Consider the following 17,734-nt stretch of genomic DNA (forward strand, 5'->3'; position numbering starts at 1 on the left):
ACTTCCCGATCATCACTCAACCATGGCCCTCAGATCGGGCAGAAGTTGATCGACAGTTTCTTTGCGGCTTCGCGTCAGCTCTGCTCTATCTGGCATGATCCAGACCTGCAAGGTTTGAGCCTAACCAACAGCGCTCGACCTTTCGCGATACTTAAGATGCGCTCGGATGACAGGAGACCCATGCCGAGACCGGGAGACAGCAACGCTCATGCGCGAAATCGTTCAAATCGACATCTCTGGGAGTGATAAGCCGGGCATCACCAAGGCCCTGACGCAGGTGCTGGCGCGCTACGACGTGACCGTACTCGACATCGGCCAGTCGGTGATCCATAACACACTGGCCCTCGGCCTCCTGGTAGAGCTACCGGAAGAGCCGGCCGGCTGCCCGGTGTTCAAGGAGCTGTTGTTCAGTGCCCATGAGCTCGGACTCGATGTGCGCTTCACCCCGGTCGCCGCCGATGCCTACGAGGACTGGGTCGCTGAACAGGGCCAGGCGCGCCACATCCTGACGCTTCTTGGGCGCGAGATCAGCGCCGCGCAGATCGCACAGGTCGCCGCTGTCGTCACGCAAAACCAGCTCAACATTGAGCAGATCTCTAGGGTCTCTGGTCGGATCACGCGCCGGACTACTGGTGCTGTCGACCTTAGTACCGACATTGGCGTCGCTGTCAGCGCAACTGCAAGAACCAACGACAGCGGCAGCGCTAACGCGAGCAGCAGCATCAATGCCAACGCGAGCACCAGCGCAGAGATCAGCACCAGCGCGAGTGGCAGCGCGAGCGGCAGTAGCAACGCCAGCGTCAATGCCAACAGACCCCAGCGCCCGGCCTGCGTGCAGCTCTGGCTCAAAGGCCCGGTCGCCGATGTTGACGCGCTGCACGCCAGCTTCCTTGAGCTTGGCAGCCAACTCGATGTGGACATCGCCATCCAGGAAGACGACATCTTCCGCCGCAACCGGCGCTTAGTCTGCTTCGACATGGACTCGACCCTGATCCAGACCGAGGTGATCGATGAGTTGGCCGCTGCCGCCGGCGTCGGCCCCCAGGTCGCCGAGATCACCGAGCGCGCCATGCAGGGCGAACTCGACTTCAGCGAGAGCTTCCGCCGTCGCATGGCCCTACTCGAAGGGCTCGACGAGTCGGTACTGAGCGAGATCGCCGAACGGCTGCCGATCACCGACGGCGCCGAACGACTGATCGGCGCGCTGAAGCAGCTCGGCTACCGGGTCGCGATCCTCTCCGGCGGCTTCACCTACTTCGCCGAACATCTGCAACGCCGGCTCGGCATCGACGATGTCCACGCCAATCAGCTCGAATTCGAGCATGGCCGACTCACCGGCCGCGTCACCGGCCGCATCGTCGATGGCCAGCGCAAGGCCGAGTTGCTGCGCGAGATCGCCGCCCGCGAAGGCATCCGGCTGGAACAGGTCATCGCCGTCGGCGATGGCGCCAACGACCTGCCGATGCTCTCGATTGCCGGGCTCGGCATCGCCTTCCACGCCAAGCCGCTGGTCAAGGAGCAGGCGCGTCATTCCATCGCCACCGTCGGGCTGGACGGCATCCTCTATCTGATCGGCATGCGCGATCGGGACTTGGAGGCCTTGGGAAGGGGGTAAAAGAACGGCTCGCCAGCCTCAGGGCTGATCTCTAGAGAGCCTTGCCCTAACGCTAATGGCGCGGCGCCATCCCGGAAAATGAATCGCGTGAGATTCACGTTAAATGGCGAGTCGCCGTGATCGACATTTGGCGCTCGTGCGCAGGGCGCAATCACTCGACCAATGCCTTCAGCAGGGCGTCGCGTGCATCCTGATAAAACTGGGTATCGACCTTGGTCGCCATGTCATCGGAGAGATCGAAGAGCTGGCGTCGGCTCGACACCGGCATCAGCACCACTTGGGCGCCTTTCTCGACGGCGATCTCGACCAGGGTTACCGCGTTGTGGATGGGCTCGATCGACCCACCCAGGTTGATCCCGCCGATCACGACCAGGCCGCCGCGCAGGGGCTTCTTGAGCAGGCTGCTACACAGGGCGATCAACACACCGACGCCGACCTGGCTGCCGGTCTTGGCGGCATCGAAGCCGCGGAGCTGCACCGAGAACGCGTGCGCCCTGGGGTCGCGTTCGCCGACGAGTTGGGCCGCGCGGGCGTAGAGGTTCTGCTGCGCGTAGCGCACCGACTCCTGAAACGCCGGCGGGGTCGGTTTGTTCAGGATGCGCAGCCCGCTGCCAGGCCCCTCGCTGACCTCGATGCGATAAAGACCGGCATGCTCATCCAGACCGCCGGGGCTCAGCGTCCAGACCTGACCTGGCTCTAGCGGGTCGGCGCCGATGCTGTTTTCGCTCGATAACTCAGGCGTGGCGACGAAGGTCTCGACACCCTCCTCGCCGAGCAGATAGCTGAAGTGGGTGTTGCGAAACTCCGCCGAGCCAATCCGCTTCTGCTGCTCTTTGACGCGCCGTCGCACCTGCAACGCCAGCCGCACCGCCCACTCCAGATCCGCATCGGAGACCTGCGTGTCAGCGGATGGGTAGAGCAGTTTCAGCAAGCCACTCGCGGTCTTGTTGGTTGCATTGATGTCGCGGCCGCTGAGCGCGCCGCCCAGATGCACCCTGCCCTGCAGTTGCGGCAACCGGCTCTCCATGCGTAGCCGGCTCAAGCACTCGGAGAGGAAATCGCTGACCAGCCCGAAATGATCGGTGAACAGGCTCGGCTGCATCTTCGGCAGATCCCAGCCCGGCAGGTAGGCATGGATGCGATCCATGAACGCGGTGTCGTCGCGCATCTCTGGCGGCAGCGGGCCGAACAGATGACCGATGCGCTGCTGATGCTCGACATCCACCTCGAAGTTGCCGACCAGGACGATCGAGCCGTCCGCCCGGATGCTCTCCTTGCCGCGGCTGAACTCGCCGGACTCCATGTAGCCCTTCATGATGTTGACACCGTCCTTCTGATCGAAGGAGACGCCCGAGACCTCGTCGAAGCAGACCACGTCGTACTGACAGACCAGCCCGCGCTGACCGTTGGCGTTGTTGACGAACATCTTGGCGACGGTCGCCTTGCCGCCCGAGATCAGATGCGCGTAAGGCGAGACCTGCTGAAAGAGGTGACTCTTGCCGGTGCCGCGCGGCCCCAGCTCGACCAGGTTGTAGTTGCGCTCGACGAACGGCACCATGCGCAGCAGCAGCGCATCCTTGGCCCGCTCGCTGAGCGGCTCCGGCTCCAGCCCGACGCTGCGCAGCAGCAACGCCTTCCACTCGTCGCTGGTGAAGGCCTCCCGCGCCTTGGCCAGCACCTCTAAGACATCGCGCTTGGAGAGCTGGATCGCACGCAGGCTGTCGATGCCGAAGGGTCGGCCGTGTGCCTCCTGGGCAATCGCGGAGTCGTAGCCCAGCGTCACCTCGGCATAGAAACCGCCGGTGAGCAGGCGCTCATGCTCGCGCAACAGCTTGGGATCGATCCGCACGTCGCGCAGTTGCAGGCTGGGCAGGTTGGCGAGATAGGAATCCGTCTTGGCATCCAGCCGCGCGCTGATCAGGTCGATCAGCTTGACGCTGCCCTCCTCCCGCGCGCGGGCCTTGAACAACTCCTGCTCCCCGGCCTTGACGGTACGCGAGGCGAGCTGGCGCTGGACGATCTCCAGCCCCTCGTTGATCTCTTCTTCATCGGTCGTTGCGCAGTAGCGCCCGAGCAGGAACTCCACCACATAGGTCGGCACCGGGAACTGGCGGCTGAATTGGCGCACCAGATCCTTGCGCACCAGATAGCCCTCGAAGTGCTCAGCAGCCTTGCGGTCAAGATCATCGAGCTGCATGGGATGTCTCTCCTCCGATCACCTCAGTCTCCGCCGATCACGGTGGCGGCCTTGGCAACGGCCCGACCCTGATCATCCAGCACCACCAGCGAGACCGCCTCGCCCTCCAGCTCATCGTCTTCGACCACCAGCGAGGCCTTGCCACCTTTCAACGGCTTGCCGCCGCCGGCCACGCTGGTTGCCGGATCATTGACCTTCCGCCGCAGATCGACCCGCAACGCCTGCGGCATCTGCCCCGGCACCCTCAGACCTTGCGCGGCGTGGCCATTTTGGCCGGATGCGCCAGCGCTGGAGGCCCTGACGACGCAGGCGCAGCGCAACCGCGTCCACTTGACATCGAGAATCTCGATCGATGGCTCATCGGCAACGCCCCTCGGCCGCGTCACCCGCAACACCGGGATCAGGCTCTCCTGCAGGCTCAAGCCGCCGTGCGCGTACTCCCGCCCGGCAATGAAGCTGTTGCCCCCCGGCGCCATCGCGATGCGCACATCCGGGCACCAGCTCCAGGTCAGCGTCAGCGACGTCGGTTGAGCGCTGTCCGTCAGCGCCGCGCATCGGCCCCAGCGTGTCGCGGTCAGAAACTTCGGCAGTTCCGTCTTCGGCATCTTGCCCGGCACCAGCAGCCAGCCATGATCGGTGACGATGCGGATCTGTTTCCAGCCGGCATCGATCAGGAAGCGGATCTGTTCCCGGATGCTGTTCAACATCGACGGTATCTCTCGGGCCAGCCGCAGCCCGTGCTCATGACCGTAGTGGTCGAGGTCGCCGAACTCGGTCCAGGCGCGACCCGTCGGATCACCGGTCTCGTTGCCGCCGAGCACCTGCCAGCCCTGCTCCTTGAGCAACGTGCGCAGCATGTCCGTGTCCAGCGGTCGGTCTTGAGTGGCGTGACTGGGCACGAAATCCTGATCCGTACTCCGCCCCTTGGCCAGATGCGCCACCGGCGAGCAGGCGACCTTACCCGAGGCGGTCACTGAGGGGACTGGCGCCCAGACGGTGTCGATCTTCGCCTCCAAGGCATCGACGGCCAGTACGCTGGCGAGATCCTGGGCAACGTCATAGCGCAGCCCGTCCACGAACAGCCAGCACTCGCCGCCGGCCTGATAGGTGCTAACCGGCTCCTTGACCAGCGTCGACCCCGGATAGCCGTCCTTGCGCACCAGATCCTGGAAGTGCTGATTGGTCTGATCCAGCCAGGGCACATAGACAGCCTGCAGCGCGGCGCTGACGGCCTCGGTGTCGGCCTTGACCCGCGAACCGGTCCCCAGACAGGCGAGCGCGCGGCGGGCCGCCGCATCGACCTGCCAAAACCGCTGTTGGTAGGCAGTGGCCAGATCCTGCAGCTGCTGCCCACCACAGGGTTCAGCGATCAACCCCACCAATTGAGACAAGGGCTCTAGCGCTCGGGCCAAGGGCGCTTGGCCCATCTCCGCCCACAGCCAGAGCCGGCGAGGCCCGTGCGCGTTCTCCAACGCCTGCAGCTTGGCGATGGCCTCCGTTTGATGGACCCCGGCCAGCTTCAGCAGATCGACTCGGAGCTGGTCTTCGGCCTCGTCGTTGGCCCTGGGGTAGCGGCCAAGGTCGGTGAAGAGATCCCGATGCACCGGCAACGCGACCTGCCGCAGCCGCTCGATCAGTCTCGGAAAGGAGCGCCAACCGCTGCGATACCGCTCCCAGACCGCATCCCATTGCCGCTGCCCCTCGCTGACCCGCTCCGCGGCGACCAGCGCGCCATCGGCCTGCGGATCGAGCGTCCAGTCCGCCTTGCAGCGGCTGCGGAAGGCATCCCAGCGCGCGCCCTGCCAGTCCTTGGCCGCTGTCTCCGGGTCGTTCATCCAGGCCAGCAGATCGCGGATCGGGTCGGCGCTGAGCAGGGCGTCGAAATCCGACGCCTCGAGTCGCCGGCCTTGAAGGTCCGCAATAGGCGTGTCGAGCACCACATCCAGCGCCCGATGCATGGCCGCTTGGGTCGCCTGATCGCCAGAGATATCCAGTTTCAGCAGCCCACGGCGGCTGGAGAGGAAGGCATTCACCGTCCAATCGCGGCCGTTGAGCTGACTCCAGAACAGCCCCCGATACTGCAGCTCGGCGAGCGGTTGCAGCTCGCGCGGGCAGCTCTCGATGGCACGCAGATCGGTGCGCGAGACGCCGGGCAGATAGAGGATCGGCACCGCGTTATCGGGCCAGTCCGCCTCCTCCAGGGTGCGCGCCAGCATGCACTTGATCCAGATCGCCGGGCCGCGGCGCTGCGCTGGCGCATAGTCGCCGAGGATCAGCAGCTCAGGCAGCAACGGCCGCAGCCGCTCGGCAACGCCTTGCCATTGGCCCTCGTGATCGGTCCAGAGCACCGCCGCCGGGCGCACCTGCTCGGCACGGCTGATGTTCGCGGCATTGCGTAGGGAGCTCAGCAAGTGGTCGAGGACGGTGTCAGGCATCGGTGCCACGCTGGGGCGCTTAGGTGAGCGCTGGATCATGCGGAGAGGTCTCGATCTCGTTGATGCGCCGGGTCAGCAGATGCAGAAGGACTATACTAGCCACGTTACTACATTAACCATCCGGGGCCAAGATGACCATCACCACGCTTACCAGTCGCGAGTTCAATCAGGAGACCAGTAAGGCGAAGAAGGCCGCTCGCAGCGGTCCCGTAATGATTACCGACCGCGGCCAGCCCTCGCATGTCCTGCTCAGCATCGAGGACTATCGGCGCCTGAGCGGTGCGGGCCAGAGCCTAGTCGATCTGCTCGCCATGCCGGATGCTGAGGCCGTCGACTTCGAGCCGCCCCGGCTCGACAGACCCTTGGCTGTTGCAGCCGAGCTGGACTGATGTACCTGCTCGATACCAACCTGGTGTCCGAGCTGCGTAAGGCGCGCACCGGCAAGGCCGATCCCGGCGTGCTGACCTGGGCTGCGGGCCTGCCCGCCGACGCGCAGTTCCTCAGCGTGATCACAGTGCTGGAGCTGGAGCTGGGCGTACGGCTTCACGAGCGTCGCGATCCTGCCCAAGGCGCCTTGCTGCGCACCTGGTTGGAGCGACAAGTCATCGACGGCTTTGCCGGCCGGATCATCGCCGTCGATACCGAGATCGCGCGTTGCTGCGCCGCGCTTCAGGTTCCCGACCCGCGCCCCGATCGCGATACCTTGATCGCCGCAACCGCCTTGATCCGAGGCCTCACGGTCGTTACGCGCAACACCCGCGACTTTGCCGGCACCGGCGTTGCCCTGCACAATCCTTGGAGCAGTGGGTGAATGACCCGCAAGACGAGCGGCGCTGTTCTGTTAGTCTTCAGAGGACTTCCCCTGATGGTGTTGAGCAATGGATCGGGCGAGATGCTCAGCGTTGGCCGGGGAGCGGAGCAACTCGTCCGTCGCATCCGGACGCGCCGCAAATAGCGTCAGCTTCACTGCCCCACCCATGTTGACCAGCTCGGGTCGGCGTCCGGAGAGCTCGAGGCTTCTGCTGACCAAGGTCAGGAAGCCTTCACCGCGGGTCTCCATGTAACGGCGCCCGGTGGCCGGGCTTTCGTAGTCGCGCAGGAAACCGGCCAGGATCTGATTGCGGCGCACTGGCTGACAGCCCGCATAGAGGTTCTCTTCGGTCAGGCTGTTGTGTAGCCCGCCGGGGTTGCGGATCTCGAGCCGATCCGGGAACAGGGTGAGGATGACCTGGGCGCCCGCGATCTCGTAATCGCGATGCGCCAGCGCGTTGACCACCGCCTCCTGCAACGCGAATTCGCTGTAGGCGGGCTTGTCGATGCGGCCCAGGGCGTCCTTGCGGGACAGGGTGCTGATCATCGGGCTGGTGCGCAGGTAGGTCAGCACCCATTCGATCTGCTCGGTCACTGGCCCCATGACGCGCTTGGAATCGCGCGTATTGCCATCGGCCACCGGGTGGTCGTAGACGGCCAGGTCCACATAGGCGCCGCCCAGATGTTGATCAGGGCGGTCGCAGAACAGCAGCAGGCCGATATTGGTCGGTCGCCAGGCATCATCATCGTCTTGCACGGCAAGCTTCAGATTGCCGAGCAGTCGCTCGTAGGACAGCGCGGAATCGGCCAGCCGGCGCCCGAAGCGCCGCTCGTGGTAGCGCTCGAAGCGCGTGCGGTTCAGGGCGCTCAGGTCGGCGCCGAGCACCGGACGCTCTTCAAAAGGCAGCATCAGCTGCCGGCTCGCCAATAGCCGGCCCAATTGCTCCGCCGGGATCGGTGTGCGATGACTGCCGACCCGCTTCAGAAAACGCCCATCGCTGGTCTGATGTACATAGAAGCGTGCCCGTGGCACCGATACCTTGAGACACAACTGGTTCAGGCCGTCGGCGCCCGGTAGCATGACCCAGTCCAACACCGGCTCGATGGGTGGCACACAATGATCGAGTGCGCACTGGATCACGAACTGCTCCAGCTTGTTGCGCTTGGCGGGGTCGATGCCGATGATCTCGCCCCGGTCGTCGACACCGAACACCACCAGCCCGCCCTCGGTGTTCGCCATCGACACGAAGACCTCGGCGATCGCCTTTGGCGCCCGCCCCGACTCACCCGCAAACCGGACCTGATCGCCCTTGAAGACCACTTCCTTGAGTTCCAGCAGCGTATCTTCACCGGCGGCGATGGCAGCGAGCAGTTCGTCTTGGGTGTCGTAGAGCATCGTTTTTTTGGACATTGTGTGCTCGCTAACCTCGTCAGGCTATCTTGGCTGGGTTGTTCCAGGGTCGAAAACCCGACTACGCATGCGCCTCTAATTCTCCCCCGCCGAAGACGTTCTTCTTCCATAGCTCGCCGAGGCTGTACTCGTCGAGCCATTCGCGCAGCGCCCGCTCATTCAAGCGCGAAAAGGTGGAGCAGCCCTGTTGGCGATCCACCACCAAGAGATCCTCGGCATCGAATTCATTGACCAGCTCGACGGACTGGGTCGAAACGATGATCTGGCTGCCGCTGGTAGCAGACTTGAGCATGGATGCCAGCACGGTGATCGCGTAGGGATGTAGCCCCAGCTCCGGCTCATCGATCAGGATGGTGGCCGGTCGGTACGCCTGTGGCTGCAGCAATAAGGTCGCCAGGCAGATGAACCGCAGGGTGCCATCGGAGAGCGCATACGCTTTGAAGGGGACATCCTGGCCGCGCTCGACCCATTCCAGCTCGATGCGATCTGGGTTGACCGGCGTCGGGCGCAGATGGAAATCGCCAAAGAAGGGCGCGACCAATTGCACGGTGCGCAGAATGCGCTGGTAATGCGCCGCGTCCGTCTCCCGCAGGCGCAGCAGGTAGGCGGCCAGATTACGGGCATCGGGCCGCAGATAGGCATTGTCATTGAGCGCATGGACCTGCTTGACCCGCGCATCCTCGCCGGTGTCATGGAAGTGGTAGGGAACCCAGCGCGCCATCGCGGCCACCACTTCCTCGCCAACCCCGGCTTCTCCGGCACGGCAGAGCGTCTCGAAATGCCCCGAGCCCAAACGATGCGACTCAGAGTCATGCCACCAGTAGCCTTCCAGCGCGAACATCAGCCGATTGTCCGCCGTCGGCGCCAGACGCAGCCAATAGGCGCGCTCGCCGAAAGAAAGCTCCGCGACCAGTTGCTCGGTGGTCTTGCGGCCGAAGTGCAGCAGCGCATCCGGACCACCGGCCTGGCCGACATGGAGCTGCAGATGGCCTTCGATCAGGTCGCGAATGAGCTTGAAGAAGTCGATCAGATTGGATTTTCCCGCCCCATTGGCGCCCACCAGCAGGTTTAGCGCGCCAAGCGGCAGGTCAGCTTGCGCGATGGATTTGTAGCCCTCCAGCTTCAGGTGCGTGAGCTGATCAGGTGCGGTGGTCGGCTTCATAGAGGCCCCATCAACCCCATCTCGGTCAAGAAGCGCGAAGGCGTCTTAGCCCAGCCGTTGTACCTTTTCCCATAACTCATGGTCAGCGTTTCGATGGTCCGGGTGATCGCGACGAAGCAGTTTCGGCGCTCTTCTTGCATCTCGCGACTCTCATCTCCGGATTTCTTGCTCTGAAACGAAGGCAACTGATCTTCCGCCAGGCCGATCAGGTAGACGTGCGGAAACTCCAGTCCCTTTGAGCCATGGATTGTCAGGCACCGCACGGAGTTCGCAGGCGCCTCTGGGGTTTTATTCGCCAAGGCCAACTCCTGCAAGAACTGCCCTAATGAAAGCGAGTAGGCTTCTTCCTCTCCACCGATTTCGCGAATAATGCTTTGCCACAGCATCCGCTCCGTTGCGTACTCCGTATACTGTTCCTTTCCGTTATCCTCGGTCGCATGCTCGACACGATCGAAATATGCCAATGCCGCTTTTGCGAAGTCGGCATACCGACCCTTGACCAGCGCCGAGATCGCTGTCTGAAGTTCTGCGGGCACTGCCGCGCTCTCGGCCATCAGCGCGCCAAGGGCCTCTAATTGGTCGCCGTTCAGTGCTGCTGAGAATTGTGCGAGATAGTCATCGCTGAAGTCTTGATCCACGCAGTCAGAAAGCGCCTTCGTCACCGTCGCGGCCAACTCGTCGTCGGACCTTACCAGTGCCAACTTCAAGGCCGATGTCACAAACCGCAAAGGCGCGCTCTCGAACTGGGATTTACGTCGCTGTAGGTGGCTGCGCACGGACAGTTCGCTAAGCGCAACCTGCACCCGCTCCAATAGCTTGGTTGAACGCGCCAACACAGCAATATCGGAAGGCTCGACAGCGTCATTTAGTCTTGTTGCCAGATGCTTCGCAACACCTTCCGCCTCCTTCTGGTCGTCTTCGAACGCAAGAAGCTCTACAGGGTTTGCGCCAGACCCTGCCTTCATGGAACGCAAAGGCTTCTTGTGCGGTGCCCGGTCGCCGTTGTGCATAATCAGCGCATTTGCTAACTCCACGACCTCCGGTGGGCATCTGTAGTTTTCCGGCAATTGGATGGTGGTCAGCTCATAATCCTGTTCTAGCTGCCTAACACGCGCCGGGCTCGCGCCATTCCATTGATAAATGATCTGATCGTCATCTCCCACGATAAAGAGATTGCCATCCTTATCAGGAACGAGCGCACGGAGCAATCGGTATTGCACGAGATTCGTGTCTTGAAACTCGTCCACGCAGACGTATCGATAAACAGTCCGCAATTGCGCGCTGAGGCGTGGCCTTTGGCGAAGCAACTCCTCGCAACAATACAGGATTGACCCATAGTCTAGGCAGTTGCGCTCTTTCAATACCTCCTTGTAGCGGACAAAGAGGGTTTGAAGCTGTCTGCCCGTCTCGGCGTCCTTCACCAAGGTCGATACGTTGGCGTCAGGGGTCACATTTCTGAGCAGAAAGTCGATGGCTTTTAGAACCTTTTCGGCAGATACCAACCTTGTCAGCACGTCCGATTTCTCTTCAAGCACCGATTTGAGGATGCCGACGCGCTCGGCCTCCTCAAGGATTTCGAAGTCTGGACTCAACCCGAAATGGCTACCGTGCTGCCGCAGGATGTCGGTGGCGAACGCGTGAAACGTCGTCAGAAGCACTCTGTCTCGCGCTTCTGGCACCAGTTTCAGTAGGCGCTCTCGCATTTCGGCTGCCGCCTTTCTAGTGAAGGTGAGGCAGAGTATACGGAAGGACTCATCGCGCCCTTGTTCGACCAGCCGGGCAACGCGGGCGGTCAGCGTCGCTGTCTTGCCGGAGCCAGGTCCGGCTAGGAGAAGGAGCGGCCCTCTGTCCCACTGCGCCGCCGCGAGCTGATTGGCGTTGAACGTTTTCTGATCGTCCATCATTGCCTCCTCGCAAGGGCCATTGCCTTCATGATCGCGCTTCTCAGCACCTTGGGAACAGCGGCAGGGCCACGCTCGCGCATCGCCTCGACCACCGCGTATGCGGCGCTCGGCTTGTCAGGAATGCATTTGATGATTTGCTCCGCGTACTCAGGGTCACCGGGAGCGGATTGCAGCGTCTGGCGCCTTTTAGCAGGAACCGCAATGGCCTCGTAGACATCAAGGAAGCCATTCGCAGCCAGATAGGGCTCAATCGATGCGGCGTTGGCCAGAACAGAGATGTGTCGCCAAGGGCGTTTTGGCTTATCTAGAATGCGGTCAGCGGCCTTCTTTGCATCGCGATCACCCTGCGTATCGGCATCGGTTAGGCAGTGCCATGAAATCCCGAGGGCGTTGGCGACGTCGAGAAACCAGCCAATGTCGCCCAGTCGATATTCGAGACAGCGAACACCGGCTTGCTCCAAATCCAAGCCGAGCGCTTCCGCCGCCCCGGCGAACAAAATGGCTTCGGTCTCGCCCTCGCCGAGCAGCCAACAACGGGCGAACAACAGCTCGCCACGCGTCCTGCGCACCAGAAAATCGAACTTTCTTTGGTCGCGGGGCTTGAGCAGCGTCTCTGTAACGGCACCTATTTTCACTTGGCCGCGAGACTTGTGGATTCGGCGAATGGCGCTCAGATCGACTTCGGATAGAAGATCCCCAGAATGCGTGGCAATCAATTTCTGTCCATCGATGTCGCGAATGGTCTTCCAGAGCGCCCGGACGGCATTGGGATGCAAGTGAGCTTCCGGCTCTTCCATCGCGACAATCGGCTTCGATTGCAGCATTCCCTGCTTCCTGGCGAGCTCGGATTTCAGGAACGCATCGAAGAGCATCAGCACCGTCAGACTCTGGGTGCCTTCACCATGTCTTCCGATTGGTAGCCGTGCCCCCGTTGCCGACGCGATACTGACTTGGGTTCGGTTGAGCATGTCGAACACTCGCGCCGGAACAGCGTCGACGCTGACGACATCCTGGTTGCCCAAGGCGACCAGTTCTTGCACCTTGGCCAGGTGTTCTCGGACGCCTTTGAATGTGCCGTGGGCCTCGATGATCCGTGCGTTGATGTCCTCAAGCTGCGCTTCGATGGCTGTCTTGGCCGCCTCGTCAATCTGGGAATTCTTGACGAAGGGGGACCAGAACTGGGAGTGACGGGAAAACTCCTTGCCGGCATCACGCAATGCCGAGAGGTAGAACAGCGGGCGCAACTGCTGAAGCGTGCTCAAGCGGCCCCGGTTCTTCGCTGGTAACGCGTTTCCGGCCGCATCGAGAAAGTCAAATGTGGTCTCGATGTCCTGGGTGACCTGCGAGTACTCGGCGCTGACGCGCAGCTCAACCCGGCTGCGGTCATCGGGGGGCACGAGGGCAATCACCCCAGCATCCCCTCCAAGCCGTTGCTCGATCTCCTCTGACCACTCTCCGGGCGTTTGCTCCTCGAACCTGAGGGTCATGACGATGGGCGGTGCTGTCGTCGGATCGGCGGCACGACTGTCAAAGTGCAGGTCGAACTCGTCGAAGGGCGAGCCGCGACCGCCCGAGCGCAGCGTGTGCAAGCAGGCGCGCAGCGCGTGGAGCACACTGGTCTTGCCGCAATTGTTCTCGCCGATCAGGACGGTCGTGTTCCCGAACGCAAGCTCCAGTGCTTTGATGCCTCGGTAGTGTTCAATCTTCAAGCCTGTCAACAGCATCAAGCGTCCCCTCTGGCCGCGCGCTTCTCGGCCAAGGTCAAATGATGATCGTTGATGCGCTCGCCGTTGAAGAACGGGAACCAGGGGGCGCTTTCGACGTCCTTGCCGCGGTCCTTGGTCCATTTGATGTTGGGCTTGGCGCGCAGCACGCCGGCGCCCTTCTTGCCGACATCGCCGGCGAGCAGGAACGGGCGGATGTTCAGGCGCACGCCGTCGTTGAGGTCCGGGTTCCAGCCGATCGGCTGCTCGGCGAGCGGTTTCCAGCGCACGAAGATGTCGAGCGGGGCCTCGCCGTCGAGGATGGCCTCGAGCTTGGTCTTGAGCGCGCGGGCGGCGGCGAGGCGCTCGTCGGCGCCGCCACGGGCGTTGGCGCCATGATCTGCGCCAGTCTCCGCGCCAGTGTCGGCGCCAATCTCCGCGCCAGCGTTGGCGCCACCGCCCGCGCCCGCGCGCTGTTGCAGGCGAATCCAGTCGTCGAGGTAGGTATAGATCAGCCGCTCGAGCTTGGCGCGGTCGAGCTGGTGATAATTGACCAGGGCCGCGAAGCCGTCCTTGAGTCCGTCCCAGATGTGCCAGATGAAGGGGCGGTGCTGAAACAGCTTGCAGTGCTGCTCGAAGAAAGAATCGCGCAGCCAGACCTCCAGGGACTTGCCGCCGGCGCCGGCGGCCTGCAGCAGGGTCGAGAGGGTGCCGGTGGTCCAGTCCTCGCCATAGGCGGCGATCAGCAGGTTGAGCAGCCGCTCATGCGCTGCCGGCTCACCGCGCAGCGCCGGCAGGCAGACGATGCCGTCGTCATCGCTCAGCGCATCGAGCTGGCGCGCCTCGGCGAGGAGCTGGCGGGATTCGTCGGACAGCTCCATCCCCCGCGACACTGGTTCTGCACCCGACTCCGACTCCGACTCCGACGTAGTCAGGCCATCCTGGCCTGACAAACCACTCGTAGAATCCTCAGGGCTGGAAGCCCTGACTACGCTGCCGCAATCGAACTCGGCCGGCCAGCGATAGCCAAGCAGCCGGGCGACGGCGACCTGCAGCACACTGGCGTCGGTGCGCTTGGGGCCGATGGCGGTCCATTTGGTTTGCTCATCCCAGATCACCGAGGCGCAGGGGTGGCCGTGGAAGATCCATTGGGTGGGGTCGTCGGAATAGGGTTTGGGGAGGCCGTTGGGGTAGCGCTCGGCGGCAATTGACTCCCACTTGGATTGTTCAAAAGGAACCTTGGTCAGTGTGGCTGCGGTTACTTTGAGAGCTTGATCTACTGCGCGGACGCTCTCATGATACTCGCCAGATTCCAAAAAAGCCCAGATAGTGGGAATTAAAGAAGGGCTGCTAGGTGCAATCGGGCAAATGTTATCATCAAATACCTCTCCGCTATAAAGAAACGGCTCCAGCTTACGCATTTTGCTAACTGCGACGCCGTTACGTCCAAAAACAATTTGTCCATGAATGCGACAGCCAAGCTGGCTCCTTAATGCCGCGTCATCGATTGGAACCTTGCATAGCTGCGAACGCCCGGACCAAGCTGACGACTCCACTGGAGAATTAAGCCAATAAACTCTATTTTCATCTACTAAGGGAAATTCCCAAAAGCATAAAATGAATCGCGGTCCGTCTCCAGTTGTACTACCTTTTCCGTAGTCTGCGACATTGGCTAGTAAAACCATGTCGGAGTAGTCCTCAAAGGCAACACGAGAGTCTGGATTTTTTAGCTGCTGCAACTGTCTCGCCAAATACAGCTCGTTTTTTTGGAGCAAGCTTGATTTTGTTAAGATTTCTCGCGATTCGCTTGCATCAATGCCTCGCAAGCCCGTCTCCTCATCAGGCGGCGTTCGGCTTTGAGTAAGAAGAATCACATTGAAAGCCCACCAGTCCATAACTTGGAATGCGGCCATACCTAGCCGAGCGATAAGATTCCAGCTCGTTTGCCGTAGTAGACGCTTTCGCTGCTTACGATAGCTAGCTAGAAATAGCCAATTCTGAGGCATGACGACCTGAACAACGCCGGAGCCATCTTTCTCTGTGAATTCTAGGCAGCGTTCGAGAAAAACGTTGGCGAGATCATTCTTCGCATCGGTATATCGGGTTTCGCAGTAGTCACGAAGCTTGAGCGACTGTTTGCCGCGCGACAGGTAGGGAACGTTGGTTATTACCCAATGGTAGCGATCGGCCAGCAGCTGTGCAGCCCGCGCCAAACCCGCCGCCACCACCCCAAGCTCACGCTGCTGCTCGTCTTCCGACGCCAGCGCCCGCTCGACCAGGGGCGCGACCCGCTCCCAGCCCCGCTGTGGACCCAGGTCGATCAGATCATCATCGCGGAAGGCCCGGCGCGGATCGATCAGGCTGCCCAGCGTCGACGCGTCCTGAAACAGCTCATAGATCCGCTCCAGCGCATGCTGCAGATCGACATCGCCCTCGGCCAGTTGCAGCCAGTCGGCCTTGCTGGCATGAATCCCCAGCCCGGAGCAGGCGAGATTCAGCGCCGGTAGCGGACGGTAGCCGCCGGCATCGGGCCAGCGCCAGGCGGTCAGGGCCAGCGCGAAGGCGGCGATCTCGACGCAGCGCTGATCCAGCTCCAGGCCATGCAGGTTGTCGCGCAGCACGGCATCGATGGCGGCGCGGGCGTCGAGCCCTTCCAGTGCCATGCGCATCGGTACCAACATCTGTAAGGCGGCGACTAGGAAGTGCCCGGAGCCGCAGCAGGGGTCCATCAGCTTCAGCTCGCCAAGCCGCGCCGGCCAGGCGTCGAAGGTGCCAGCGGCGGTGGTCCAGTGTTGCGCGTACGTAGTCAGGCCATCCTGGCCTGATGAATCTTGGGTATCAGGGCTGGAAGCTACGTTGGCGTTATCAGGGCTGGAAGCCCTGGCTACGTTGGCGTGGGCGTCGGCGTAGATGCTGCCGCGCCAGGGCCAGTCGGGCAGGCCGGCCTTGTCGGGGTTGTGCCAGACGTAGCGGACTTGGAAGCCATATTCCTTGTCGCTGCGGATGATGTGGTTGTAGGCGTCCTCTTGCCAGAAGGCGCCGGTGCGGTTCAGGTGCCGGTTGATGGCGCTGGCAGTGAAGGACTTCCAGCTATGGAGGATCTTGGACAGCGCATGGCCGGGCAGCGGCTCGACGATGACATGCACATGGGTGGGCATGACGCACCAGACGTGGAGCCGGTAGCGCTGTTGGTCGAAGTACTGGAGAGCGTCGGCGACGATCTGGGCGTTCTCGGGTCGTTTCAGCCAGCAGGCGCCGTGCCCGGCATCGAGATAGGTGTCAATACGTTGCTGGTACTCGTTGTTGGCCTGTCTGCGCACGGGCTCCGGCAGTTGGCCGTCAGGGGAGCGTGCTTGCTCGTACCGGGCTTCGCGTGCTGCGGTCCATTCGTCGAGTTTGGCTCGGGGGATCGAGTCGGCCAGTCGGAAAACGACGTGGTAGATGGCGTTGTCGCAGGTCCAGTGCGGTAGGTGTTCGCCGCGGGTCTTAGTGAGGGTTTGTTCGTCGATGCCTGGCTGCGTCGTCAGGCCATCTTGGCCTGGGGACTCAGGGCTAGAAGCCCTGACTACCTCAGCTTCGGAGCGGACGAAACGCAGGTACTCCAGCGGCACGCCAGGAATCGCCGCCTTGCGGCGCAGCGCCTCCTCACTCTCGGCACTGCGCCGGTCGGCGTCGCTCAGCTGGCGCGCGGCCCACCAGGCGCCGAGGCTGTTGTCGAGCAGGAAGGCGACCATGTAGGGCTCGGTGAAGAGCTGGGTGACGGCGGGCAGCTCGCGGGCGCCAATCTTGACCTCAGAGGCGTTGACGCGGTCCTTCTGCCTGGTCTGCCAGAACTGGTAGACCCAGCCGAGGCCGTCGCTGGCGTGGAAGGTCTCGGGCGCCAGGTTGGCGAGCAGGCGCTCGAGCGCGCGTTGGTGCTCGGGCGCGAGGTCGAGCGCCAGCACCGGGCTGTCGGGGCGGAAGATCTGCGGCAGCATGCGCGCGGCATAGCGCCCGGCCAGCTCCCAGCCGTTGGCGGCGCCTTCGTCCTGGGCCAGCTCCTGGCATTCGGCGAGCGACAGGGGCACGCCTTCGGGGTGCATCAGCAGCTGGTTCTCGGCCAGGAAGCGGGCGAAGAGCATGCGGTGCCAGTGCTCGTAGGCGGTCTCCTGCGCCAGCTGCTCGATGGCCTGGACGCCGTTGGGCGCGCGCTGGTCGCCGAGCTGGCGGCCGTGGGCGCGCAGGCGTCGGCGCAGGGCGCGCTCGCTGTCGGTGAGATGCGGAGGCGCCTCGGCGTCGCCGACCCCGAGATGCTGCAGCGCGGCCTGGGCGGCCTGCTCGGCCAGGTCGCGGGCCTTGACGATGGCGTCTTCAAGCTGCCGGCGCAGGGGTTTGGCGAGGGGGTCCATGGGGGGTGTGCTCCTTAGTGCTTTGATTGGGCGTTCAATCTGGCCGTTGGATCAGTCAAAGTGGCCAAACCTGTTGTAGCCCAGTATCTCATCGTCGCTGCGAGGGTCG

General features: G+C 62.8%; 10 protein-coding genes. 3 read left to right on the forward strand and 7 right to left on the reverse strand.

What is annotated here, in order from left to right:
- Positions 1–208: 208 nt before the first annotated feature.
- Entirely contained in the window at positions 209–1,615 is a 1,407-nt protein-coding gene (gene serB / locus CCR96_RS24545; protein WP_242518884.1) for a phosphoserine phosphatase SerB, read from the forward strand.
- Positions 1,616–1,766: 151 nt separating this feature from the next.
- On the opposite strand, the gene brxL is transcribed toward serB, so the two are convergent.
- The gene (gene brxL, locus CCR96_RS10425) at positions 1,767–3,812 is read right to left on the reverse strand and encodes a protease Lon-related BREX system protein BrxL (RefSeq protein WP_201220069.1); all 2,046 of its coding nucleotides are present in this window, start codon (positions 3,810–3,812) and stop codon (positions 1,767–1,769) included.
- Positions 3,813–3,835: 23 nt separating this feature from the next.
- Positions 3,836–6,247 carry a BREX-1 system phosphatase PglZ type B gene (gene pglZ / locus CCR96_RS10430; protein ID WP_201220070.1) on the reverse strand — a complete coding sequence of 804 codons (2,412 nt, stop codon included), beginning with the start codon at positions 6,245–6,247 and terminating at the stop codon, positions 3,836–3,838.
- A 131-nt stretch (positions 6,248–6,378) separates the two neighbouring features.
- Here pglZ and CCR96_RS10435 point away from each other — a divergent pair, with 131 nt between their 5' ends.
- Both CCR96_RS10435 and CCR96_RS10440 read left to right on the forward strand, forming a co-directional pair.
- Entirely contained in the window at positions 6,379–6,636 is a 258-nt protein-coding gene (locus CCR96_RS10435; RefSeq protein WP_201220071.1) for a type II toxin-antitoxin system Phd/YefM family antitoxin, read from the forward strand.
- Entirely contained in the window at positions 6,636–7,058 is a 423-nt protein-coding gene (locus CCR96_RS10440) for a type II toxin-antitoxin system VapC family toxin (RefSeq protein ID WP_201220072.1), read from the forward strand. Before CCR96_RS10435 ends, CCR96_RS10440 begins: the two co-directional genes overlap by 1 nt.
- A gap of 30 nt (positions 7,059–7,088) precedes the next feature.
- Here CCR96_RS10440 and CCR96_RS10445 read toward each other — a convergent pair whose 3' ends face one another.
- The 5 genes from CCR96_RS10445 to CCR96_RS10465 form a co-directional block, all read right to left on the reverse strand.
- The gene (locus CCR96_RS10445) at positions 7,089–8,468 is read right to left on the reverse strand and encodes an ATP-binding protein (protein ID WP_201220073.1); all 1,380 of its coding nucleotides are present in this window, start codon (positions 8,466–8,468) and stop codon (positions 7,089–7,091) included.
- Between the two features lie 61 nt (positions 8,469–8,529).
- A complete protein-coding gene (locus CCR96_RS10450; protein WP_201220074.1) occupies positions 8,530–9,630 on the reverse strand; it encodes an AAA family ATPase in 1,101 nt (366 codons plus the stop codon).
- Positions 9,627–11,531, reverse strand: a complete 1,905-nt coding sequence (locus CCR96_RS10455) for an ATP-dependent helicase (RefSeq protein WP_201220075.1) — start codon at positions 11,529–11,531, stop codon at positions 9,627–9,629. The genes CCR96_RS10450 and CCR96_RS10455 overlap by 4 nt, the downstream gene beginning before the upstream one ends.
- Positions 11,531–13,258, reverse strand: coding sequence for an ATP-dependent nuclease (locus CCR96_RS10460; RefSeq protein WP_242518914.1), 1,728 nt, complete (start codon positions 13,256–13,258; stop codon positions 11,531–11,533). Before CCR96_RS10460 ends, CCR96_RS10455 begins: the two co-directional genes overlap by 1 nt.
- Positions 13,258–17,625 (reverse strand): Eco57I restriction-modification methylase domain-containing protein, encoded by a 4,368-nt coding sequence (locus CCR96_RS10465; RefSeq protein ID WP_201220077.1) that lies wholly within the window; start codon positions 17,623–17,625, stop codon positions 13,258–13,260. The genes CCR96_RS10460 and CCR96_RS10465 overlap by 1 nt, the downstream gene beginning before the upstream one ends.
- Positions 17,626–17,734: the final 109 nt, after the last annotated feature.

The sequence above is a fragment of the Halochromatium roseum genome (assembly GCF_016653315.1).
In the GTDB taxonomy this organism is placed as follows: domain Bacteria; phylum Pseudomonadota; class Gammaproteobacteria; order Chromatiales; family Chromatiaceae; genus Lamprobacter; species Lamprobacter roseus.

Excerpts from the sequence above, each read along its gene's own strand:
- serB (WP_242518884.1), top strand. The coding sequence starts at position 209 with ATGCGCGAAATCGTTCAAATCGACATCTCTGGGAGTGATAAGCCGGGC.
- brxL (WP_201220069.1), bottom strand. The coding sequence starts at position 3,812 with ATGCAGCTCGATGATCTTGACCGCAAGGCTGCTGAGCACTTCGAGGGC.
- pglZ (WP_201220070.1), bottom strand. The coding sequence starts at position 6,247 with ATGCCTGACACCGTCCTCGACCACTTGCTGAGCTCCCTACGCAATGCC.
- CCR96_RS10435 (WP_201220071.1), top strand. The coding sequence starts at position 6,379 with ATGACCATCACCACGCTTACCAGTCGCGAGTTCAATCAGGAGACCAGT.
- CCR96_RS10440 (WP_201220072.1), top strand. The coding sequence starts at position 6,636 with ATGTACCTGCTCGATACCAACCTGGTGTCCGAGCTGCGTAAGGCGCGC.
- CCR96_RS10445 (WP_201220073.1), bottom strand. The coding sequence starts at position 8,468 with ATGTCCAAAAAAACGATGCTCTACGACACCCAAGACGAACTGCTCGCT.
- CCR96_RS10450 (WP_201220074.1), bottom strand. The coding sequence starts at position 9,630 with ATGAAGCCGACCACCGCACCTGATCAGCTCACGCACCTGAAGCTGGAG.
- CCR96_RS10455 (WP_201220075.1), bottom strand. The coding sequence starts at position 11,531 with ATGGACGATCAGAAAACGTTCAACGCCAATCAGCTCGCGGCGGCGCAG.
- CCR96_RS10460 (WP_242518914.1), bottom strand. The coding sequence starts at position 13,258 with ATGCTGTTGACAGGCTTGAAGATTGAACACTACCGAGGCATCAAAGCA.
- CCR96_RS10465 (WP_201220077.1), bottom strand. The coding sequence starts at position 17,625 with ATGGACCCCCTCGCCAAACCCCTGCGCCGGCAGCTTGAAGACGCCATC.